This is a genomic window from Belliella buryatensis (assembly GCF_900188245.1).
Classification (GTDB): Bacteria; Bacteroidota; Bacteroidia; order Cytophagales; family Cyclobacteriaceae; genus Belliella; species Belliella buryatensis.
This window is the reverse complement of sequence record NZ_FZOK01000004.1, coordinates 13,385-37,283: the sequence shown is the minus strand read 5'-3', so window position 1 is coordinate 37,283 and position 23,899 is coordinate 13,385. Positions and strand designations below refer to the sequence as shown.

The following is a 23,899-nucleotide window of genomic DNA, read 5'->3' as shown; positions in this document are numbered from 1 at the left end:
AAAATATTGGGAAACGCCTTCCCTCAAGCGTCTCCCAAACTTTTCAACTTTCAAACATTTAAATCTTAAATACCTCTCCCTACCAGGCAATCCCATAATCCTCCCCGTGATTGCTGGATCCACCCCAGAAGGTACCATGTTTCCAGTCAAACCATATCGCATTCAGAGGGCCTGAAGTTCTAGATTGGAAATCCATTTTGTAGCCTCTTTTTCTGAGGTCATCTCTAATCCATGATGGTACTTCTGAATTCAAGGTAATTGCACCAGGCTTGATTTCGTGTGCTCCGAATGATGATTGCATCTGATAGCTGTGGATATTTGCTGCTTCAGCTGCTTGCTGTACGGTCATGTCAAACTCTACGATATTGAGAAACATCTGCAATAAATCTTGGTCTTGCGTATCACCACCCTGAACAGCAAAAGAAAGGAATGGCTTGCCATCTTTCAGTGCCATACTTGGAGTTAAAGTCACTCTAGGACGTTTATTGGGTTCAAGAACATTGAAAGGGTTGATGTTGCGATCTAAAACAAAGCTCTGCATCCGCTGACTCAGGCCAACACCTGTATTGCCCGCAATCACAGCAGGTATCCATCCACCAGATGGGGTAATAGAAACTACCCAGCCAGCTTCATCTGCCGCTTGAATGGATGTAGTTCCTGCTAAAAAGTGCTCCAAGAAGGGGTCATCTGTCCCAGTTAGAGGAAGCTCAGGTCTATCATAAGCAAGTAGTTCAGTTCTCTTATGGAGTAAATCTTTGAAAGGGTTCACTTGACCTTGAAAAGGATAAGGATCACCAGGGCCTATATTTGGATCATTTTTTTCTTTCATCAATTTAGCCCTTTCTTTTGCATAAGCTTTTGATAAAAGTCCTTTCATTGGACTCTTAGGTTCGAAAGCCGGATCACCATAATAAAAATCTCGGTCAGCAAACGCCAAACTCATGGCTTGGTAAACTGTATTGATATAATTTGCTGAATTATAGCCCATCGACTTTAAATCAAAGTTTTCTAAGATATTTAATGATTGAAGTAATGCCGGACCTTGTGTCCATTCTTGAAGTTTGTAAACATCAATTCCTTTATAATTCACAGATAAAGGCTCCTCGATTTTCACTTTCCAATTGGCTAAATCTTGCAGTGTAAAAAGCCCACCTTGTTCACGGGTTCCCCTGACGATTTCCTCAGCAATGTCTCCCCTGTAAAAACGCTCGTAAGCAGCATAAATCGCTTCTTTTCTGTTTTTTCCAGCGGCTAAAGCTTTTCTTTCCGCTTCTACAAGCTTGGAAAGCGTCTGATATAGATCTTCTTGCACAAACACTTCTCCTGCATGTGGACCTTCACGATCTTCACCTAGGTGAGGTAAAAATACTTTTTTGGAATAGGGCCAATCCTTGATCAAATCTTTTCTGCTTTCTATGCTATTGGCTGTCTGTGCTTCGATTGGATAGCCTTTGGCCATCTGCATCGCAGGAGCAAGAACTTCTTCTAAGCTCATCGTGCCATACTCTGCCAACATGGTCATCAATCCCCCTGGTGTACCTGGAGTAGTTGCTGCCAATGCGCCGAATTCAGGTGGGTAGTTCATGTCTTTTTCTCTGAAAAATTCAGGTGTAGCACCCGTTGGAGCATAGCCTAAAGCATTGATTGCAATAACTTTCCCGGTATTTGGATTGTAAATTAAGGCTTGCGTCTCACCTCCCCAACTGAGCACATCCCACATGGTGCATACGGCACCAAGCATGGCGCATGCTGCATCCACTGCATTACCACCTTTAGCAAAGGTCATTGCGCCAGCAGTAGCCCCTAAGGGCTTTCCCGTGATGGCCATCCAATGCTTTCCGTGTAGCGGAGGCTTTTGTGTCTGTGCAGAGGTATATATTGTGATTACTAAGGTTAAAAAGAGTAAAATTGACTTTTTCATACAGGTAACATTAGAGTTTATTGGGTAATTATTGTGAATCCGAGGGGATTGTAATACATTTAATGTCAAGATAATCATTGATCACCAAAATCCTTAGCAATTCTATATGTATTCATTTTTTCTTTATTTGATGAGTGCTTTTTATGTTTTTGCTGGCATTATGCATTTTATCAAACCAAAGATGTATGAAAGAATTATTCCACCATACATACCAAATCCCAAATTAATGAATTTGTTATCAGGTGCTTTTGAAATCATTTTTGGTGTTGCTTTGTTAATTGAGTCATTAAGATCCTATGCGGCTTTTGGAATTATTATGCTTTTGATAGCAGTTTTTCCTGCTAATCTATATATGTATCAAAAAGGAGCCAAAGGAATCCCCAATTGGGCACTTTTGCTCAGACTTCCCTTGCAATTTATATTGATCGCTTGGGCCTATTATTACACTTAAACATTATTTAAATTGAATTTCGATAGTTTTAAATTTGAAGCATCGCTTCAAGAAGGCTTAGACGCCATGGGTTTTGATAAACCAACTCCTGTTCAGGAGAAAGCCATTCCGATTATACTTGAAGGTAAAGATATCATCGCATGTGCCCAGACAGGTACAGGAAAAACAGCCGCATTTATTTTGCCTGTTTTGAATAAAATCGCCAAATCAGGTGGAAATACTCTTAATACTTTGGTATTGGCTCCCACACGCGAATTGGCCATTCAAATTGATCAACAGATTCAAGGATTTGCTTATTTCTTAGGTATTAGCTCTATCCCAATTTATGGTGGTGGTGACGGGCTAGTTTGGGAACAACAAAAAAGAGCTCTTGAAGAAGGTGCGGAAATAGTGGTAGCTACACCTGGAAGATTGATTGCTTTATTGGCTGGTGGTAAAATCAAATTAGACTCATTACAACACTTGATCCTAGATGAAGCAGACAGGATGCTAGATATGGGTTTTTCTGATGATCTTTTGACCATAGTCAACTACCTGCCTAAGGACAGGCAAACAATTCTATTTTCGGCTACCATGCCACCTAAAATCAGGTCATTTTCCAAAAAGTTGCTTAAGGATCCTGAAGAAGTAACTTTATCTGTTGGAAAGACTGCTGAAGGTGTTACGCAAGGGGCTTATCTAGTTCATGACCCACAAAAGGAGGACTTGGTTCGACATATTTTGAGACAGAAGGAGTATGAAGCTGTCATCATTTTTGCATCTACAAAGGATAAAGTCAAAAGTCTTTACAAGGTCTTGAAAAAGGATTTTGAAGTAGAAGCATTTCATTCTGATCTTGAGCAGGTTGAGCGTGAACAGATCATGTCTAGGTTTAAGAATAGATCCTTGAAAATTCTGATTGGTACTGATATCATTTCAAGAGGAATAGATGTGGTTGGCATTGAGTTGGTGATCAATTTCGATACACCAAATGACCCTGAAGATTATGTGCATAGAGTGGGTAGGACAGCAAGAGCAGATAGCAAAGGCGAAGCCATCACTTTTGTCAATGACAAGGATAGATATAAATTTAACAGGATTGAAGCCTTGATAGGAATGGAGGTTGAAAAGCTAGCCCTTCCAGATGGTTACCCGCAGGGGCCTAGCTATTCTAATAGTTCTTCAAACAAAAAGCAAAGCACTACACCCAAAAAAGGGGGTAAGTCAAATGAAAAGCCAAAGGGGAACTTTGTCAAGTCAACCCATTCAGAAAAGCCTGCTAGAAAACCGCGTCAAAACCCACAGGAAGCTCTTGTGGTAAGAGATCCTGAAAACCCTGATACACCTAGCGGTTTCAAGCCAAGACAGAATCCCAAAGTGGATAAAAGTCCAGAATTTCAGGAGCAGCCCAAAACTTCAAAGTTTGGCTCTAGAAAGAATGTGATTGATTGATCAGTAGTTTTTAAATTACTCATCAGGTCGTATATTCATAGCTGTTTATGACATGAAAATATGAACAGCTTAGAATATCCGAAATCACAAAAGATATTTTTCACTTTAGCTTCATTGGTACTGATCATCTGGATCATGAAAGCTGGTGCGGTCATCTTAATTCCACTAGTTTGGGGAGCTTTCTTTGCTTTTGCACTTTATCCCTTAGCGAATTGGCTCGAAGAAAGGAAAATTCCAAGAGCCTTAGCCATTGCTCTAACACTGGCATTGGTTACTTCTCTTGCTGCTTCTGTGTTATATGTATTGACAGATCAGGTGATTGGTCTCATTACAGATATTCCTGAAATCAAAACTTCATTTGAGGCTAAAGTCAGCAGCTATTTTGAACAAATAGAAGCGCTTTTCGGACTAGAAGCATCTTTAACAACGGATTTTGATTTCTTCAGTCAAAGCAATCTTGAGGCTACTTTGGTTGAAACTGGAAAGTCTTTGGTACTACTAGGAGTAATCCCGCTTTTTATCTTCTTGATGCTTTATTACAAAGATTTTTTTTGGGAGTTCTTGAAAAAACTATCAAGGAATAACCAGCCACCACTCCTAGATTTCATCAAGGATTCAGGCGCTGTGATACAATCATATCTACTAGGGATGTTGATGGTGACTGGAATAGTAAGTGTTATGTCTGGAATTGTCTTTTATTTCCTAGGTATCAAATACTTTATTCTTTTTGCTGTTTTTATTGCTGTGATGAATCTGATTCCTTATGTAGGCGTTATTTTGAGCTCTTTACTTCTTGTGCTATATGTGTTATTGACAACGGATAGTCTCTTTTATCCTTTGGCAACTTTGCTATTATTATGGCTGATCCAATTGATTGAAAATAACCTCATTACTCCAGTAGTAGTAGGCGCAAAAGTTAGAGTTAATGCATTAGCCGTGATTTTGGCGATTCTATTAGGAGGGTTTATTTGGGGTGTTTCAGGAATGATTCTTTTTATTCCAATGACCGGATTACTGAAAATTATTTTTGAGCGAATTCCAAGTTTAGCACCTTATGGTTACCTACTTGGAGATGAATATCCTGTGATAGAAAAGCATGAAAACTATTTCAAAATGCTTTTTAAAAGAAAAGCAAAATAGCATTACTTAGGGTTGATTTTTTCTAAAAGTGTTTCATAAAAACTCATACTAACCGGTGCTTTCATCCTATCAAAGCTCACTTGATGTTTTTCAACTTTAGTGATTTTTTGAGTATTAACAATGAAGGAGCGGTGCGTTTTGATGAATTGATGAGGCAAGATTTTCTCTGTTTCTGACAAGGTCATTCTACTTAGTATCTTTTGATCTGATAACTGAAAGTTGACATAATTGCCATTAGCTTCACAAAAGAGTAAGTCTTGGAAATTGATTTTGACCTGTTCATAGCCAGTTTTGATAAAGATCGAATCTGTACTCAATTGGCCATTTTTCAATTCAAAGAGTTCTTGTGCCTTTTGACAAGACTTCAAAAATCTACTTAGGTTAAATGGCTTAAGCAAATAGTCAATCGCGTCCAGTTCGAAACTCCTTACTGCATGCTCAGAATAAGCCGTGGTAAATACAACCATGGTTTCTTTGGGTAGCAGAGAAGCCAGCTCCATTCCAGAAATATCTGGCATTTTGATGTCCAGAAAGATAAGGTTAACAGGATTCATTTTAAGAAACTCCAGCGCTTTGATACCATTGGTAAAAGTCTCATTAAGTTTCAAAAAGGGAACTTTGGAAGCATGTGACTTCACTACCTCCAAGGCCATCGGTTCATCGTCTATTGCGATTGCTGTTAGCATTTGATTTTAGATTTTAGAGGGTAGATTTTAGATTGTAAAATTGGAGGATTTGGAAAGGGTTTTAAGGTTTGAATGTAAGAAAGTTTCAAAATTGTGGGAGGTCGATAGATCTCTGAAGTGGGTTGATATTGAAAGATTTCAAAATTATAAGATTTTAAAATTGGTTATATCTTTATGATCATTGCGATAAGACCTTCGAGTACGCATTGGCGCACTCAAAGGTCACAACTCTTGCTTCTCAATTATATCGCTGGCGGCTAATATCTTTTAATATTACAAAGCATTTATCACTATCTAATCCCATTAGTTTCTTGAATATAGTTGCCTGATCTCTTTCTTCTTGTGTCTTAAGTCTTAAATCTTGAGTCTCCCATCACAGCTTCACACTCAAATGTACAAAGTATTCCAATTCATTTTCTCTGATGATCAGTTCATGCTTGTTGGGGTAGAGAAGTTGAAGTCTTTGTTTGACATTTTCTAATCCTATGCCTGATGCTTTTTTTTCTGGATCCTCTTCATTGCTTCGGTGGATGCTGTTGTTCACATCTAAGTGAACAGAACCATCTAAACATCTCAAACTGATTTTCACCCAGGACTTCTTTTGGAGGCTGATTCCATGTTTAAAGGCATTTTCTACAAAAGGAATCAGCAACATGGGTGCTATTACACCCGTGCAGGAGTCTTCAGACCTATTGAAAACGATCTCTATATTTTCTTGGTCTTTGATTCGAAGGTTTTGCAAGTCCACATAGTTCACTAGGTATTCTTTTTCGCGTGCAACTTGAATGCGGTCTTGGTTATTTTCGTGAAGCATGAATCGCATCATATCTCCTAGCTTTTGGATGCCCTCAGCCGTACGTTCTCCTTTTTCTTGCAACGCTGTCCCATAGAGGGTATTGAGTGCATTGAAGAGGAAGTGTGGATTGATCTGAGACCGGAGAAATGCCAGGTTGGCTGTTCCTTGATCTACTTTGACAGTCAAACTATCTAATTGGCCTAGGTACTTATCGTACTTTCTGAAGAAGAAGTTGGAGATGGGGAAGATGATGACTACTACACTAATTATTATTACAAATCCTAGAAGAATAAAAAAACCATTTATTTTAATAATGATAAATGGAATTGAAATAAGTGCTATTATCAATACATAAAATGTGGTTGCATCACTTTTTCTTCCTTGTTTATTCAACCTATAGATTAAAAAGTAATTGTATAATATCAGGCCAATGATACACGGAATAATTAGGACAAAAAGAATGGCAATCGGCTCTCCTGCAATTCTTTGAAATTGAAAGAGGAAAATCACTGAAAAAATATAAATCAAAACAAATCGAGTTACATTATATATTTTAAAATCAATTGGTTTACGTGACAAAATAATCTGATTCAATATGTAAATAATAGCTCCATAGCCTGCATATATGGCCAGAGAATTAAAATAAAATGGCATCAAGAAATCATCTGAAAATCTCGCATTCACTGAAAAAGCTCCAATTCCTATGAATGATCCCAAGAAAATTAAAATGGTATAAATTATAAATTTTGCGGTTCTACCATCTTTTAGATAATTTGGAAATACTTTGATGTGAAATAAATAAAAAGAGGCTAAGAAGGTCAAGGGAATAAAAATCTTTGCAAAGTATATTGCACTTTGCTGGGAATTTGGATTGAAAGTAGGGGAGGTAAGTACATTTGAAAGGATGATACTTACGAAGAGGAAGGTGACTACCCACCATTCAATTTGTCTAAAAGGTAGAATTTTTTCTTTCATGGCTGTTCAAGTTAAGTGCTGTATTTGAAATTTGAATATGTTCAGGGGAATTACTTTGTGATTGCTGCAGAATAATGGGAGATACCTTCCCAATACTGATCACTAGATTATAAATCAATCCTGCTATAATCAGAAGGTAGTAAACGATTTTCTGTTTTTTCACGGGCTTCTTACTGTTTGCTTAGACAAGGATACAGTAGGCTATTTCTTCTAGCAAAAAAATGTGACGAAACGCGAAATTGATGGGATGGAAGCCTTACTGCTATCTCATATTGGGTAGCAGAATGTAACATTGTCTATTAATTCTTGATTAGACCTGCGCTATAAACTTTTTCACCCTTTGTTTTTTCTGAGTATTATCTAACTTAGCCATTGTTAAAAAATCTAATTCACCGTATTATTTCCATTGGCAACTCAAATCCGAAATTTAATTACGCTCATCAATTCCGAGCGTCATATTGGATATTAATTAAGCATAAAATGAAATATCATTGTCTCTCCATCATCATTTCTTTACTAATCATTTTCGCATGTGGTTCCAAACCTGAGCAGATAAGCGCAAACCAAACTTCAGGTATCGATCAAAAGCCTATCCAAGGTATGGTGTTGATAGAAGGCGGAGATTTTACCATGGGTACAAATGATCAAAATTCCTATCCAAGTGAAAGACCCGCTGTCTTACGAAAGGTAGCAAGTTTTTGGATGGACGAGACGGAAGTGACAAATAAACAATTTGCTGCTTTCGTGGAAGCCACTGGATATGTGACGGTGGCAGAAAGAAAGCCTGATTGGGAAGATATGAAACTAACTTTGCCTCCCGGTACTCCTAAGCCAGATGAATCCTTACTTGTAGCTGGTTCATTGGTTTTTGTGGCTCCTGATCAAGCAGTAAGCTTAGATGATATCAGTCAATGGTGGCAGTGGGTTCCTGGTGCCTACTGGAAGCAGCCTGAAGGGCCTGGATCAGATATTCGAGGGAAAGAGAATCACCCCGTAGTGCATATAGCTTTAGAGGATGCAGAGGCTTATGCAACATGGGCAGGCAAAAGACTACCAACCGAAGCTGAATGGGAATATGCAGCTAAGGGAGGGAATAACAGTCGGTTTCCGTGGGGGAATGAATTGACGCCTGCAGGAAATTTTAAGGCAAATACATTTCAAGGTGCATTCCCTCATCAAAATATAAGCTCTGATGGATTTGATGGAACAGCCCCTGTTCGATCTTTTACCCCAAATGATTATGGCTTATACGATATGATTGGCAATGTTTGGGAATTGACCTCGGATTGGTTTGATGCTGCTGCTTTTATGCGGGAAAAAGCGATGGCTCCTGCATTAGATACCACGATTTCGAAATGCTACAATCCTGAAAACCCTTATGCCATAGAAAAAGTAATCAAAGGTGGTTCTTTCCTCTGCGCTGATGATTATTGTATCAATTATCGTCCAAGCGCCAGAAGAGGACAAGATGTATATTCCGGAACTTCCAATGTAGGTTTTAGATGTGTGAAGGATGTTTGAGGTTTTTTAAAAAGTACAAAGTACGATGTTCCATGAAGATTCACAAAAAAAAGCGCCAATCAATGCAATTGATTGGCGCTTTTCTTAATTCAGTGGTTAAGTATTAATGGATTGTTCGGTTGTTAGATGGATTTGAATATCAATTTGTATCCTTCTTCATTGGTAACCTTGCATTTGTACCAGATAGCCAATTCTTTAGCTTGTTTTGGAGGTATTTCGCTTTTTCAGATTCTACTTGGGACAAATCATTTCTTTCACCTATGTCAGCATCTAAATTATAAAGCTCGATTCTTTCATCCTCGTAAAAATAGATCAGCTTCCAGGCGTCTTCCTGTATCACAGATCCAGGATTTCCTCCTTGGTTTCCGTAGTGAGGATAATGCCAATAGAGTTCGTTTCTGGAAAGCTGTTTTTTACTTTCTATCAAAATTGAAATAAGACTTTCTCCATCAATTTCTCCATTTCCCTTAAAACTTTGTTTCAATCCAGCCAACTCAATCAACGTTGGGTAAAAATCCATGCTGATCACAGGGGTATTACTTACTTTTCCTTCAGGAATCTTATCTTTCCAAGAAATAATCAATGGAACTCTAATTCCACCTTCATAAAGCCAGCCTTTACCTGCTCTTAGGGGAAGATTGGAAGTTGGACTTCCCTCAGCCGTAGAAAGACCTCCATTATCAGAGAAAAAAACTACAATGGTATTATCTAAAAGATTATTCCTCTCCAAACTCTCAATAACAATTCCTACTGCTGAATCCATAGCTTCTACCATTCCGCCATAGATTGCATGGGCTTGTGTCGTTCTATTCATATTGGCATACTCAGGCTCAAATTGATCCGTGAGGTTCATCTTGGCACGCTTTCTTAGGTATTTTAACTCTAATTCCTCTGTAGTCATCAATGGAGTATGTACTGAATAGAAGGATAAATAGGCGAAAAATGGATCTCCCTTGTTTTCATCTATAAATGAAGCTGTTTCCTCGGCAAGTCTCAGAGGGAGGTATTCTCCCTCGGGGCCATTGTCCATTTTCGGGTTATCATATGGTGAAAAATATTTATTCCCGGTAGAGGGTGCACCTTTGCTATTGCCTCCAATATTAATGTGAAACCCTTGTGCTTCTGGCCAAAATTCTTCCTCTTCACCCAAATGCCATTTTCCTGCAAAGAAGGTTTTATATCCAGCATCTTGAAAGGCTTCTGCTAGGGTATATTCTTCTAACTCCATGTTGGGGTTGTATTCAGCAGGAACGAGAGGCTTATTTCGTGTCCAATGCCTTTGGTAGTTCCAAGGTTGTGGTGCACCAAACCAATCGGTATGGTAAGTTTTTGATGGGTATTTTCCTGTCATGATACTTGCCCTAGTTGGTGAGCAGACTGGAGAAGCTGTATAGGCGTTTTTGAATTTGACTCCATTTTTGGCCAGTCTATCAATATTTGGGGTCTCGTAGAACTCACTCCCAAAAGCACCTAGATCAGCCCAGCCCAAATCATCCACTAAAATGAATAATACATTAGGCTTTTCTTTTGTTTGAGCGAAACATTGGTGGAAATGAGAATTATAAAGAAATAGAGTGATTAATGACAGATATAATTTTTTAGCTAGCATGATACATAGGATTATTCTTAATCAAGTTTAATCTGAAAAAAGGTAGATTCCAACCAATGTTCCTTCGATACTTTCCTATTGCCTGAATAAGCCCTGCGCTTGACCGATTACACCATATGGATCATTTAGAGAAGCATTAAATTGCTCAGTGTAAAGTTTGAATTGGCTATACTCTTAATTTATGTTGAATTAAGGATAGCCCAAGGAAATAGACTAGTTGTTGAAAAAAACTATTATATTTTCATACAATTGACCCAAAGTACCAATGATTAAGAAGTTTATCCAATTGATGTTACTCGTTTTGCTGGGGGGCATTTCTGCTTTCGGACAAACTAGAAGTGAAGAATTTTCTATTGACTTTATTGATGTAAGAAAAGGGCTGTTAAGCAATTTTGTTACCAAGACAGTAAGTGATGATGATAATATCAAATATTTTGCAACTGAAGGGGGAGTTTCTAAATATGATGGGTACAACTTTACCAGCATTCGTCCAGGTAATGATTTTCCTGAATTAGAAAACGAAAATATAGAAACCCTTTTCAAAGATTCAGAGAATAATATTTGGATTGGAACCAAAGAAGGTGGGGTTGCTGTGCTAGATGCAAATACAAATAAACTCAGAAGTCTCAATCACATTTTTTCAAGTATCCCTAACAAAAGATTACGCGTCATCACAATCAATCAAGCCAAAGATGGTATGATGTGGATAGGAACTTGGGGAAATGGCGTCTTCGTTTTTGATCCAATTGAAGAGAAATTGATTACTCACTACCCAGCTACCTTGCCAATCTATTCAATCATTAGAGATCAGTATGATAATATGTGGTATGTGGGTAACTCTAGACTTCATAAATATGATCCATCAGAAGGCCGGCTTTTGACCTTCAATACAAAAAACTTGATGTATAACCTGATTGAGGACAAAGAGCGGGATAAAATCTGGATGGTAGGTACTCGCAGTGATCAAGTATTTTTAGAAAGTTTTGATTATGAAACCCAGGAAATCGAACAGCATCCAGTCAACTTCAATGCCCGCTATGTAAAAGCAATGGCTTTGGATCATCAAAACAGACTTTGGCTTGGGAGCTGGGGTGATGGCTTGTATATCAGTAATTCTGATGTAAATCATTTTGATAGAATCAATACTAATCCTCAAGGAGGTAATTTTGATAATATCAATTATTCAATTATTCTGGATATTGATATTGATAAAAACGGTATTGCTTGGATGGGGACTTCGCATGGAGGTGTCTTGATTTTATATCCAAACAAAGGATTTAAGTTACTCAAAGCTAATGCTAACTACGATAGAATTGATCAAAATATAGTCTCTATGTTCAAGGATCGGTTAGGGAAACTGTACAAAGGCTCTCTCACTGATGGTCTATATGTTCAAGATAAGTCAGGCGATTTCAAAAAAATTTCAAATATCATCTCAGCAAAGATCAATACATTTTATGAACATGGAAACACATTATTTATTGGTACTGCATTTGGACTTTATATCATCAAAAACAATGATTTTTCTTCTGCAAAAAGATATATTCCCATTGAAAAAGTGACATCAATTCTTTTGGATTCTAAAAACAGACTTTGGCTCGGAACTCAAGAGAGGGGTTTAAAAATGACAGATTATCAGGCAGATCCTGAGCTTAAAAATCTGAAAATTTATTCAGAAACAGAAAATCAACGAACTTTAGATAACAATAGAATTAGCCATGTAAAGGAGGATGACAAAGGAAATATTTGGCTAGCTACCTATGCAGGTCTCAATCTATATGATGAAGAGAATGATAAATTCTACAATCAACAATCGCTAATCAGTCAAAGAGCAACTAGTATCATAATCAATGATATACATATAAGTGATGACAAGATTTATCTCGGAACTCCAACTGGTTTGAGTATTCTTAGCTATAAAGACTATAACTTGAAGTTAGAGGCTTTTTTCGATAAGGACAAAGGACTGATCAATGACTTTATCTGTGCCATTGAAGAAGACAGATATGGAAATCTATGGCTTAGTACGACCACTACAATTACCAAATATCAAAAAGACCTAAAGAATTTTATCAACTATGACAGAGAAGATGGAGTGATGATCAATTCTTTTCATATTTCCTCTTCACTTCAAGATTCAGATGGGATGATGTATTTTGGAGGATCTAATGGTATCATCACTTTCGACCCATATGAAATACCAGATGAATTTAATATACCAGAGATAGTATTCACTAAACTAATTGTTAATAACAAACACCTAGAAGTAGGAGAGGAGGTAGATGGTCAGGTAGTTCTTTCACAAGTAATTCAAAAAACAAATCGTATCAATCTAGGATATGCGCAAAACCACCTTTCTTTGAGTTTTACAGCTAATGATTTTTTTGGCCCGGATAACATCACCTACGCCTACAAATTGATTGGTTTGCAAAATGATTGGATCAATTTGGGCGTAAAGAATGAAATCAACTTCACAGGTTTAAGATCAGGTAAATATGAGTTGTTAGTCAGGGCAAGTAGAAACAATCAGGACTGGTCTGAATCAAAAAAATTAGAAATAATTATTGACACCCCGCCTTGGTATTCTTGGTGGGCCTTTTTGATCTATGCTTTTCTTATCGTGGGTATTTTGATTTTGGTGAGACATTATTCGAGTCGACAAGCTAGACTTAAAGCTGAATTACGCATTATTCAAATAGAGAAGGAAAAGGAACATGAACTTAATGAAGCTAAAATTACCTTCTTCACCAATATTTCTCATGAATTCAGAACACCACTTACGCTCATTTTAAGCCCGGTGATTGAATTAATAGAGTCTTACAAACTTGATGAAGCTGTAAAAGAAAAATTGATATTGGTTGAGAATAACTCTAAGAGAATGCTCAATCTGATCAATCAATTACTGGATTTCAGAAAATCAGAGCATGGACTTTTAAAACTCAAAATCACAAATTCAGATTTCATAGAATTTTCTAAAGAGGTTTTTATGAATTTCAAAAGTATTGCAGCCAAAAAGAAAATCAGTTACCATTTTGATAGCAATGTCGATAGTTTTAAAATGAATTTTGACCGAGATCAGATGGAGATTGTTATCAATAACTTATTATCTAATGCCTTTAAATATACCAAAGACAAGGGTATAGTGAGATTGGAAATTGAAGTTTTTGATAATCAGATTCAATTGATGGTCAAGGATACAGGAATAGGATTGTCAGAAGAAAACAAAGAGAAAATCTTCAATAGATTTTTTCAAGTCCATCAAACAGATTCAGAAAAAATAGCAGGCAGTGGTATTGGGCTGGCTTTCTCTAAAAATATCGTTGACCTACATGGGGGACAAATTAAAGTAGATAGCTTACTCAATTCAGGAACTACTTTTACAATTTGCTTACCTCTAAATAAAACGGATGAATTTTTTGTGGATATGAATCTGATAGAAAAAAATATACAATCGCTAGGGCTCCATGAAAACCTTTCATCTGAAGTATTTGAAGAAGAAACAATAGAGGAAGATGGGAAATTGTTCACTGTTTTGGTTGCTGATGACAATGAAGACATAAGGGCATACCTTAAAGAACTTCTTAAAGAGGACTATCATATCTTGGAATCAGAAGATGGAGCACAAGCCTTAAAGCTCATTCACCGAGAGTTACCAGATTTGGTGATTTCAGATGTAATGATGCCTAATATGGATGGGATTACTTTATGTCAAGAATTAAAAAGTCAAATCAGTACTTCTCATATCCCTGTAATTCTTTTGACAGCAAGGACCTCTTTGGATTATGAATTGGAAGGGTTACAGACAGGTGCCGAGGATTACATTACCAAACCCTTTAACCCAGGAATTGTCAAAACAAAAATTGCAAATATCCTTGAAAATAGAAAAAAGCTAAGAGAGTATTTTTTCAACAAGGTAAGATTTGAGCCAGATACACAAGAAGTCCATGAATCCAATATCGATACTGATTTTATAGAAAAAGCAATTCGATTGGTCAATGATAATCTTCAAAATAATGCATTTGGAATAGAGATGATGGTCAATGAGCTTTTTATGAGTCAAAGTACCTTGTTTAGAAAAATCAAGTCATTGACTGGAATGTCCTTGACAGGTTTCATTCGCTCAATCAAACTCAAAGCTGCAGCACAATTGATTTTACAAACCGATATGAAGTTGAGCCAAGTAGCGCATGAATCTGGCTTTAATGACTATAAGTATTTCAAAAAATCATTTGAATCTCAGTTTGGTTGTTTGCCATCTGAATACAAAAACAAAATATTACAAGGCATAAAATAAATTATAGGGTTGAAAAGATTGAAAAAACACCTCTTTGGGGTGTTTTTTTTATATTGATTGATTTGCCCCTTGATATGATTGATTGATACCATATTATATAAATTATTAAAATCAACTTTGGAAGAGAAATAATTAATTTCTCAAAAACAACAATAAACCAAAACACACTATTTATGGATTCATTATTTACTAAGAATCGACTTGATAGGTACCTTTCGTCTTGCTGGCGTAAAAGCATTAGCTTACTTACCCTAGTACTTTTTATTACGATCTATCAGGCCGAAGCATTTCAACAAAGTAGACAAGTCACAGGACAGGTAATATCACAATCAGATAGTGATGGAATGCCTGGAGTAGCTGTAACATTAAAAGGAACAGCGCGTGGTACCGTAACCGATATCGATGGTCGGTTTTCTATTGAGGTTCCTTCATCGGAATCAATCTTGGTGTTCAGCTTCATCGGCTACACCACACAAGAAAAAGCAGTAGGTAATCAATCTTCTATTAATATCACTCTTGCTGAATCAGAGGAATTGATGCAAGAGTTTGTGGTGGTAGGGTATGGAGAGCAAAAGAAGCTTAATCTAACTGGCTCTGTCGAAACTGTTAGATTTGACGATGCAGTCAATCAGCCAGTAACAAATTCTGGTCAATTGATGTATGGAAGATTTGCTGGAGTACAACTGACGCAAGCGAGTGGTCTTCCTGGCAGTGATCAATCTGGTATTATTATTAGGGGACAGGGATCATTTGGAGGGACAAACCCTCTTGTGGTGATTGATAATATTCAGTATGAAGGACTAAGAGAATTCAACAATTTAGCTCCATCAGATATTGAAAGTATTTCGGTATTGAAAGATGCCTCGGCTGCTGCTATTTATGGTGCCAGAGGTGCCAATGGTGTCATTGTAGTTACCACTAAGAAGGGTCAAAAAGGCAAGTTTTCAGTTGATTATAACAATTTCATTGGCTTTCAAAGAGTAACAGTAGTGCCTGAATACCTCGATGGTGTACAATATGCCCAATTGAGAAATGAAAGGGATTTAAATGTTGACGGTCCAAGCGCCCAGATTAGATATTCCGAGGAGGCGATTGATGCGATTAGAAATGGAACTATGCCAAATATGTATGCGAATACGAATTGGGCTCAAGTTGCATTGAGAGATGCTCCTATACAAAATCATTATTTAGGATTTTCAGGAGGAACAGAAAGAACAACCTATAGAGTTTCTGTTGGTTATTTAAACCAGGAAGCAGTGGTGCGAGGTAAATTTCAAAATGAGAGATATACTTTGGGTATCAATCTTACTGCTACCCCAAATGATTGGCTGACAATATCTAATGTAACCAATGCCTATTGGTCGAAATTTAGAGGACCCACAGGCGGTCCAGGAGCAATTACTGGAGAAACTGGTATCATCAACCAATTTCAGAGATCTGCTCCGACGATTCCAGTTCGCTACCCCAATGGTGAGTTAGGTTTTGTTGATGGTGCATATTTAAATCCAAATAACTCCTTTCCGATTAACCATGTTCTGGAAACAGGTTTTAGAGGAGATCATGAAAACGATAATATCAATTTAAGTGAAAGATTAGGCTTACAAGCTAAAATCAAGGATGGATTAGTTTTTGAAACAAGCGGTAGCTTAATTTTGAATTTTGCAAACATATCTGATTTCGCTCCTACGAGGGTTATAAGAGATTGGGACGGTAATATTGTTAATCAAAACTTATTAAATACCCTTAATAACAATTTAAATTTTAACTACCGGTTAATGAATGAAAATATCCTGAGATACAACACTTCCTTCAATGATGCACACAACTTTAATTTTATGTTGGGGCATTCAGTGATATATGATAAAACTGATGGATTTGGTGGTTCTCTTCAGGGCTTTCCTACTGATAATATTCAAGAGTTTAATGGAGGTGGAGTTATTAATCCCTCTGTAAATGGTGGTGCTTCTGAAGAAGCATGGCAGTCATTTTTTGGTAGAGTCAATTATAACTACCAAGAGAAATACCTATTTGAATTTAACTTAAGAAGAGATGGGTCATCCAAATTTGGTCCAGAAAATAGATACGGAACCTTTCCATCTGTTTCAGCAGGTTGGAATATTGGAAGAGAAAGTTTCTTAGTTGGTTCACAGGTATTTTCAGATTTAAAAGTAAGAGGTAGCTGGGGGATAAGTGGCAACGATAGAATTGGAAATTACATCTTTGAGCAAACTTACAATACTGGTTTAGATTATCATATTGGGCAAAATACCATTGTTCCAGCAGTTGCATTGACAGCATTGGCTAATCCAGGAATAAGATGGGAAAGAATTGAGCAATATAACTTCGGTTTGGATATGGCACTTTTCCAAAACAAATTGAATATTACCGCTGATTATTTTAGAAGAATTAGCTCCGACATTCTTTATACAAACTTCCCTATTCCAAATTCGATCGGTGTTACAAACCTAGCTGCTCAAAATGCCGCGGGTATGGAAAATAAAGGGATCGAATTGGCAGTAAATTACAGAAAAAACTTTGGACCTGTAAGAATGGAAATCGGAGGGAATGTCACTAGAATGGCTGATAATCGAGTGACTAACTTAGGTGATGGAGGTGAGGAAACAATAACTAATAATAACATCATTAGGATAGGTGCGCCATTTCAATCGTATTTTGGGTATCAGGCAGTGGGGATTTTTCAATCACAAGAAGAGGTGGATAGTGCCCCAGTTCAATTTGGTAGCAACCTGACTAGACCTGGTGATATTAGATATGCCGATATCAATGGTGACGGAATTATTGATGCAAATGATAGGACAATTATTGGAAACCCTTTTCCAAGATGGATTTATGGTGCTAATCTTAATTTGACTTATAAAGATTTTGACATAACTGCAATCTTCCAAGGAATAGGAAGAGTAGACAGATTGATGCAGGGGAATGGGCAACTACCTATGACTGATCTAAGAAATAATGCTTTATCATACTGGCAAGACAGATGGACACCAGAGAATCCTTCTGATGAACTACCAAGATTAGGAGGTGTGAATAACCAATTGATATCTTCTTTCTACATCGAAGATATGTCATTCTTCAGATTGAAAAATATTGAAATAGGTTATAACCTTCCTAAAACAATAGCGCAGAAGCTTTTAATGCAAAGAGCTAGGGTATTTATCGGTGGTCAGAACTTACTGACCCTTACCAAAGTCAAAAACTTTGATCCTGAAAGGCAGAGAGGACTTAATACTGAAAGAACTACTCCTCTGTACAAAGTATATACTGCTGGTATTAACCTTAAATTTTAATTATCATGAAAAAATTATTTATATATCTCTCAGCAATTCTAACATTTACTTCTTGTTCGGATGATTTCCTTGATAGAGGTTCACTTACTCAATTAGCAGAAGGTAACTTCTGGCTGACAGAAGCAGATGCTCAGTTAGGTATTAATGGCGTTTATGCAGCTCTACAAAGTAGAGCCTTATATAGTGGAAATTTGAATGGAAATGCTGGAATCCCTCAATACGATGGCTTGTCGGACAATGTTTTCAATGCTTTCAAATGGGAAGGACCTGGGATATTTATGGAAGCCAATGTAGATCCCGCTACTCCATTCTTCAATACCTTTTGGACTGCTAATTATATTGGGATTGGAAGGGCAAACGCAGCAATTACTAATATCAGTAATATTTCACCTGATAACATTAGCGAAGAATCAAAAGCTACACTCTTAGGTCAAGCATATTTCCTACGAGCATTATTTTATATGAATCTGGCTATTTATTTTGAAGAAGCACCATTAATTCTAGAAGTTCAAACACTTGAAACTGCTTATGTACCAAAAAATTCCTACAGTGAAATTAAGCTTGCTATTGATGAAGATTTAACAAAAGCAATAGCTAGTCTACCCCCTTCATATCCAGTTTCGCAATTTGGCTATCCTACTCGGGGTGCTGCTCTATCTTTAGCTGCAAGATGGGCTTTGTATAACAGCGAATATCAAAAAGTCGTGAATTTCACAAATGAAGCAATGGGATTGGGTTACGGATTACATAGCAATTACGGAGAATTGTTCACAGAAGCTGGTGAAATGTCTAATGAAATTGTATTTTCAATTAGATTTATTCAGGATCAATCCAACAACTCAGAAACTTTCTCTGGTACATTTCTAGGTGCTCCAAAAGGAGATGAGGTTCCAATGCCCAATCTTGTAGATGCGTATTATTGTATAGATGGATTACCAATATCTGAATCTCCACTTTATAATCCTCAAAATAGAAGAGCAAATAGAGACCCGAGATTAAGCGCATCTATATATTTTCAAGGAGATATCTTTCTTGTGGATTTGAATAGACCCTTTAATGGAAATACTCCAACTAGATTTGGTAGAAGAAAATATACAAGAAATCAAGCTTCGCCAGAAGGAATACCAGTTTTTGAGCCAGGAGGACAAGATTTTTATCTTATTAGATATGCTGATGTTTTATTGATGCGAGCTGAGGCTTTAGCTGAATTAGGACAATTAGGTGAGGTTTATGACTTAGTCAATCAGGTAAGAATCCGAGCAGGTATGCCTATTGTAGAAGATGTGGAAGGTTCGGGTTTGAGTCAAGCTGCTTTAATTGATATCGTAAGGCATGAAAGAAGAGTAGAACTTGCTTTTGAATCACTTAGGTTCTTTGATCTGAAAAGATGGGGAACCATGCAAGAAGCTTATGCAAGAGCCGCGGCTGATCCTGTAGGTCCCTTCAACCCTCAATATAGAGGTAGAAGATCAGAGGTATTCCCTATTCCTCAACCTGAATTAGATGCGAATAGGAATTTAGTTCAAAATCCTGTATGGAATTGATCTGACAGAATATTTTGCAATTAGATCCATAAAGTGGCAGAGCATCACGAGTGCTCTGCCACCATTTGGAATGGCTGTGCGGTTGGACTCTATTGATTAAAAATTAGAATTCTAAATCCATTGAAAGTCAATTTAAGCATTGAATCAAAATCCATATGAACAAGTTGAATTTAATCTTTCCTATACTGGCTGCTATTGGTATTTCATGTAATCAATCTGATACAATTTCTGAAAACGAATTAGTGGTACCTGAAGGCTACAAACTTGTATGGCATGATGAATTTGCTTTAGACGGCAAACCAGACGAGAACTTTTGGTCTTACGAAATTGGCCTGAAAAGAAACAATGAACTCCAATATTACCAACCAGAAAATGCCAATATCAAAGACGGGCTTTTGATACTTGAAGGTAAAAGGGAAAAAGTTAAAAATGAAGCCTATGATCCAAATAGCCATGACTGGCGAAAAAACCAAGAGTTTGCCAAATATAGTTCCGCAAGCATTAACACTAAGGGAAAGAAATCCTTTCAGTATGGAATTATTGAACTAAGAGCCAAGATAGATACGGCTATTGGCATGTGGCCAGCAATTTGGACTTTGGGTGAATCCCAGGGGTGGCCAGCAAATGGTGAGATTGACGTCATGGAATATTATAGAGTAAAGGGTGAAGGTACCATTTTGGCCAACGCAGCTTGGGCCAGTTCAGACAAACGAGCTGCTTGGGATGAAGCTAAGATTCCAATTAGGAAATTTATAGAACGTGATACAGAATGGACGGAAAAATTTCATGTGTGGAAAATGGATTGGACCCAAGACTATATTCGCTTATACCTTGACGATGAATTGCTCAATGAAGTGGATCTTACAAGCACTATAAATCCCGATGGCTTTAATCCTTTCCAGCAACCTCACTACATCTTGTTAAACCTAGCCATTGGCTCTAATGGAGGAGATCCCTCTACTACTCAATTTCCAAAGGAATATTTAGTGGATTATGTTCGAGTTTTTCAAAAAAAATAAAGTCTCACGAAAATGCGCATAAGTTTCAAATTCTAGCCGCTCTTACATCAAACAAGTAGCTGCCTAGCATTTCAGAAATCTAAATAAACTTGATTTATATTTTAACCAAATTTAATGATGTCTTTGTTTAAACTCCATATATCGCTTTTGGTGATTTTCTTTACTATCAACTTGAAGGTAAATAGTCAATCTATCCAAAAGCCTAATCTGATAATCATCTTAACCGATGATCAAGGATATGCTGATGTGGGTTTTAATGGAAGTGACCAAATACCAACCCCAAATATTGATAGAATTGCAGCGAATGGAACTGTATTTTCTTCAGGGTATGTGTCTTATGCAGTTTGTGGGCCAAGTAGGGCCGGTTTAATTACTGGCAGATATCAAGATAAATTTGGGTTTGGAGATAATCCATTATATGCGCCTAACGATTCCACTATGGGTCTTCCACTCACAGAACAGACTCTTGGAGATTACCTTCAAGCAGCTGACTACAAAACTTCTATTATAGGAAAGTGGCATTTAGGAGTTCATCAATCAATGCATCCTAACAATCGAGGATTTAATGAGTTTTATGGTTTTCTTGGTGGTGGGCACCAATACTTCCCAGAGAATCTGACTTTACTTGATGAATTTGAAGTTAGAACTGAATATGGATCATACAGAACCAAGTTATTAAAAAATCAAAGTAGGGTAGAAGAAAATGAGTATCTGACAGACGCTTTTTCCAGAGAAGCTGTTTCGTTTATTCAAAGGAATCATAAAGATCCATTCTTTTTATTTCTTTCTTACAATGCTCCACACGGTCCTTTACAAGCGACTGAAAAATATTTGAAAAGATTTCCAAATATTTCAAATGAAAAAAGGAAAACCTATGCGGCAATGGTTTCGGCAGTGGATGATGGAGTGGGTGATATTTTAGATTTGTTGAGGGATTTAGGAATAGAAGAAAATACCCTTGTATTTTTTCTTTCAGACAATGGGGGACCTACCGCAGATAACGCCTCTGACAACAAACCTTTAAGAGGTAAAAAGGGAGATTTTTTTGAAGGAGGAGTGAGGGTGCCTTTTGCTGTCCAATGGAAGGGTGTTATACCAGCAGGTCACACCTATGATCATCCCATTATTTCACTTGATATCTTCGGGACGATAGCAGGTGTGTTAGGCGCTCGAACCAAAAATGATTTGGATGGAGTGAATTTAATTCCTTTTCTAAGAGGTGAAAATAAAAATGCACCACATGAAGCTTTATTTTGGAGAAATCACAAAGTTGATCGCTATGCAATCCGAACTGCTGACTTTAAAATGATAACTGATCCAAAACAACAAAACTTATTTGATATCAAGTCTGATATTTCTGAAAAAAGAAATCTTGCCTTAGATAATCAATTTCAGCTAAATGATTTGACAGAAAAAATCAATAGTTGGAAAAGCTATTTGAAAGATCCTCTTTTTATGGGTTTGATGGAAGATGAGGCCTACTCAAAATTGAATCCTGATCGTTTCGGTAAAAAATCCAATGAATAAAAACCCACAGATCACAGTATTATCTATGAAGACAAAAGTTTCTGTATGTATTGTAATTCTTCTGTTATACTTCACCTACGGTGCAGAAGCAATAGACTATTATTTCCATCCTAAAACTGGTAACGATCTCGCTAATGGTACTTCTGAAATGTCACCATTTAAATCTTTGGGTAAATTAGGCGAATTGAAACTAGAGCCAGGTGATCGGATACTATTGGCTGCTGGAGAAGAGTTTACCGAAACTTTATCAATCATCAATGTTCATGGAAGTTTTGAGCATCCCATCCTCATAGACTCTTATCAAAATAATGGAACCACCTCAATAGGCAAAGCCATCATCAATGCCCGAGGTCTTTTGAATGGTGTCTTTGTATCCAACTCAAGTCATATCATCATTAGAAGTCTTGAGATTAGTGCAAATGGACCCTTAGATGATATTGGCTATGGAGAAATGCGTGTAGGTGTAATGCTTTTAGGAATCGGAAATGATAAGATTCAAAACATCCATTTGGAAGACTTGAATATAAAAAATGTATTTCATGAAAAAGAGGGTGTTAGTAGGTCTCAAACAGAGGTACGGTCTGCTAATGGTACCCAAAAATATGGATGGGGAATCCGATTGGTTGCACAAGATAATTCAGAAATAGAGCAGATTGAAATCAAAAAAACACGAATTGAAAATGTAAGTCACACAGGAATCAAACTAACAGGAACGCAAAGGCAGAATATTCGAAACATTCGGATCTATGATAATGAAGTAACCCGAACAGGGGGTCCGGGAATCCAAATGTCAGGTGTCAAGTTTGTTCATGTGAAAGGTAATGATGTGAGTTACTCTGGCAGTGAAGACGATTCTAGGAAATGGGGTAGGGGCTCAGGACTTTGGACTTGGTCAGCTTCTTATGTCATGATAGAACATAATAGGTTTACACATGCCAATGGACCAGGAGATTCTGCAGGTGCTCATATTGATTTCAATTGTGATAATGTAATTCTTCAATACAACTTTAGTGCGGAGAATGCAGGTGGGTTCTGTGAGATTTTAGGAAATAACTACAATTGCGCCTACCGCTTCAATATCAGTGTAAATGATGGCCACAGAATCAAAGGAGAAAACGGTGCTTTTCAAGAAGGGAAAATATTTTGGCTAAGTGGATATCAAGGGGAACAAAAACCTAGAAAAGGCCCAATAAACTCTTATTTCTATAACAACACAATTTATGTCAAACCTGGCCAGACTTCAAAAATTGCAGTTGATAATGGTTCTAATGGTCTTTTGATTGTCAATAATATCTTCCATTTGGAAGGCCCTGTTGAGTTTGTTGCTGGAGACCAATACAAACAGGATGAAAGTAAAGGAGATAAGAATTTGCAAAGGGTTCTCTTTGAAAATAACCTTTTTCTCCATTCAACCAACTGGCCAAAAAATAGCATGTTGAATGATCAAAAGCCTCTTTTTGGCTCCGCTAGATTTAAAAATGCTGGAGGTTTGGATCCTCAGGATTATATTCCTTTGGATGATGTGGTTACAAAAGGCATTCCGATATCTTTTATCCCAGGCGATGACTTTGGCTTGATGTCTGGCTTAGAAATGAATCAGGATTTTCTAACAAACCCAATTGATGCCAACCCAAGTATTGGCGCTATAAAATTTATTAACAATTAAAAATGGCATAC

At 37.2% G+C, this 23,899-nt stretch carries 14 protein-coding genes; 10 read left to right on the top strand and 4 right to left on the bottom strand.

Annotation, left to right across the window (positions count from 1 at the left end):
* Positions 1 to 79 precede the first annotated feature (79 nt).
* Positions 80 to 1,921: a gamma-glutamyltransferase family protein gene (locus tag CHB66_RS05100; protein WP_089238666.1), complete on the bottom strand. Its 1,842-nt coding sequence runs from the start codon at positions 1,919 to 1,921 to the stop codon at positions 80 to 82.
* Positions 1,922 to 2,147: 226 nt separating this feature from the next.
* On the opposite strand from CHB66_RS05100, the gene CHB66_RS05095 reads away from it, so the two are divergent.
* From CHB66_RS05095 to CHB66_RS05085, 3 genes are read left to right on the top strand one after another with little or no spacing between them, the layout of a single operon-like run.
* On the top strand, positions 2,148 to 2,372 hold the full coding sequence (locus CHB66_RS05095; protein WP_317045582.1) for a DoxX family protein: 225 nt from the start codon (positions 2,148 to 2,150) through the stop codon (positions 2,370 to 2,372).
* Between the two features lie 12 nt (positions 2,373 to 2,384).
* Positions 2,385 to 3,803, top strand: coding sequence for a DEAD/DEAH box helicase (locus tag CHB66_RS05090; RefSeq protein ID WP_089238662.1), 1,419 nt, complete (start codon positions 2,385 to 2,387; stop codon positions 3,801 to 3,803).
* 60 nt (positions 3,804 to 3,863) lie between these two features.
* Entirely contained in the window at positions 3,864 to 4,943 is a 1,080-nt protein-coding gene (locus CHB66_RS05085) for an AI-2E family transporter (RefSeq protein ID WP_089238660.1), read from the top strand.
* Positions 4,944 to 4,945: 2 nt separating this feature from the next.
* On the opposite strand, the gene CHB66_RS05080 is transcribed toward CHB66_RS05085, so the two are convergent.
* Positions 4,946 to 5,629, bottom strand: a complete 684-nt coding sequence (locus CHB66_RS05080; protein WP_089238658.1) for a LytR/AlgR family response regulator transcription factor — start codon at positions 5,627 to 5,629, stop codon at positions 4,946 to 4,948.
* Between the two features lie 373 nt (positions 5,630 to 6,002).
* Complete coding sequence (locus CHB66_RS05075; protein WP_089238656.1) at positions 6,003 to 7,400, bottom strand: sensor histidine kinase; 1,398 nt, start codon at positions 7,398 to 7,400, stop codon at positions 6,003 to 6,005.
* 480 nt (positions 7,401 to 7,880) lie between these two features.
* Here CHB66_RS05075 and CHB66_RS05070 point away from each other — a divergent pair, with 480 nt between their 5' ends.
* Positions 7,881 to 8,921: a formylglycine-generating enzyme family protein gene (locus CHB66_RS05070; protein ID WP_170932434.1), complete on the top strand. Its 1,041-nt coding sequence runs from the start codon at positions 7,881 to 7,883 to the stop codon at positions 8,919 to 8,921.
* Between the two features lie 139 nt (positions 8,922 to 9,060).
* On the opposite strand, the gene CHB66_RS05065 is transcribed toward CHB66_RS05070, so the two are convergent.
* Positions 9,061 to 10,530 carry a sulfatase gene (locus CHB66_RS05065; protein WP_089238654.1) on the bottom strand — a complete coding sequence of 490 codons (1,470 nt, stop codon included), beginning with the start codon at positions 10,528 to 10,530 and terminating at the stop codon, positions 9,061 to 9,063.
* A 265-nt stretch (positions 10,531 to 10,795) separates the two neighbouring features.
* Here CHB66_RS05065 and CHB66_RS05060 point away from each other — a divergent pair, with 265 nt between their 5' ends.
* The 6 genes from CHB66_RS05060 to CHB66_RS05035 all read left to right on the top strand — a co-directional run bounded on the left by CHB66_RS05060 (position 10,796) and on the right by CHB66_RS05035 (position 23,888).
* Entirely contained in the window at positions 10,796 to 14,824 is a 4,029-nt protein-coding gene (locus tag CHB66_RS05060; protein WP_089238652.1) for a hybrid sensor histidine kinase/response regulator transcription factor, read from the top strand.
* Positions 14,825 to 14,997: 173 nt separating this feature from the next.
* On the top strand, positions 14,998 to 18,132 hold the full coding sequence (locus tag CHB66_RS05055; protein ID WP_089238650.1) for a SusC/RagA family TonB-linked outer membrane protein: 3,135 nt from the start codon (positions 14,998 to 15,000) through the stop codon (positions 18,130 to 18,132).
* Between the two features lie 5 nt (positions 18,133 to 18,137).
* A complete protein-coding gene (locus CHB66_RS05050; RefSeq protein ID WP_089238648.1) occupies positions 18,138 to 19,676 on the top strand; it encodes a RagB/SusD family nutrient uptake outer membrane protein in 1,539 nt (512 codons plus the stop codon).
* A gap of 155 nt (positions 19,677 to 19,831) precedes the next feature.
* A complete protein-coding gene (locus tag CHB66_RS05045) occupies positions 19,832 to 20,695 on the top strand; it encodes a glycoside hydrolase family 16 protein (RefSeq protein WP_089238646.1) in 864 nt (287 codons plus the stop codon).
* A gap of 114 nt (positions 20,696 to 20,809) precedes the next feature.
* Positions 20,810 to 22,222, top strand: coding sequence for a sulfatase family protein (locus CHB66_RS05040; RefSeq protein WP_212668440.1), 1,413 nt, complete (start codon positions 20,810 to 20,812; stop codon positions 22,220 to 22,222).
* Positions 22,215 to 23,888 carry a right-handed parallel beta-helix repeat-containing protein gene (locus CHB66_RS05035; RefSeq protein WP_089238642.1) on the top strand — a complete coding sequence of 558 codons (1,674 nt, stop codon included), beginning with the start codon at positions 22,215 to 22,217 and terminating at the stop codon, positions 23,886 to 23,888. Before CHB66_RS05040 ends, CHB66_RS05035 begins: the two co-directional genes overlap by 8 nt.
* Positions 23,889 to 23,899 lie beyond the last annotated feature (11 nt).

What these genes read in the sequence shown, in the direction of transcription:
- CHB66_RS05100 (WP_089238666.1), bottom strand. Translation starts at nt 1,921, where the DNA reads ATGAAAAAGTCAATTTTACTCTTTTTAACCTTAGTAATCACAATATAT.
- CHB66_RS05095 (WP_317045582.1), top strand. Translation starts at nt 2,148, where the DNA reads ATGAATTTGTTATCAGGTGCTTTTGAAATCATTTTTGGTGTTGCTTTG.
- CHB66_RS05085 (WP_089238660.1), top strand. Translation starts at nt 3,864, where the DNA reads ATGAACAGCTTAGAATATCCGAAATCACAAAAGATATTTTTCACTTTA.
- CHB66_RS05080 (WP_089238658.1), bottom strand. Translation starts at nt 5,629, where the DNA reads ATGCTAACAGCAATCGCAATAGACGATGAACCGATGGCCTTGGAGGTA.
- CHB66_RS05075 (WP_089238656.1), bottom strand. Translation starts at nt 7,400, where the DNA reads ATGAAAGAAAAAATTCTACCTTTTAGACAAATTGAATGGTGGGTAGTC.
- CHB66_RS05070 (WP_170932434.1), top strand. Translation starts at nt 7,881, where the DNA reads ATGAAATATCATTGTCTCTCCATCATCATTTCTTTACTAATCATTTTC.
- CHB66_RS05065 (WP_089238654.1), bottom strand. Translation starts at nt 10,530, where the DNA reads ATGCTAGCTAAAAAATTATATCTGTCATTAATCACTCTATTTCTTTAT.
- CHB66_RS05060 (WP_089238652.1), top strand. Translation starts at nt 10,796, where the DNA reads ATGATTAAGAAGTTTATCCAATTGATGTTACTCGTTTTGCTGGGGGGC.
- CHB66_RS05055 (WP_089238650.1), top strand. Translation starts at nt 14,998, where the DNA reads ATGGATTCATTATTTACTAAGAATCGACTTGATAGGTACCTTTCGTCT.
- CHB66_RS05050 (WP_089238648.1), top strand. Translation starts at nt 18,138, where the DNA reads ATGAAAAAATTATTTATATATCTCTCAGCAATTCTAACATTTACTTCT.
- CHB66_RS05045 (WP_089238646.1), top strand. Translation starts at nt 19,832, where the DNA reads ATGAACAAGTTGAATTTAATCTTTCCTATACTGGCTGCTATTGGTATT.
- CHB66_RS05040 (WP_212668440.1), top strand. Translation starts at nt 20,810, where the DNA reads ATGATGTCTTTGTTTAAACTCCATATATCGCTTTTGGTGATTTTCTTT.
- CHB66_RS05035 (WP_089238642.1), top strand. Translation starts at nt 22,215, where the DNA reads ATGAATAAAAACCCACAGATCACAGTATTATCTATGAAGACAAAAGTT.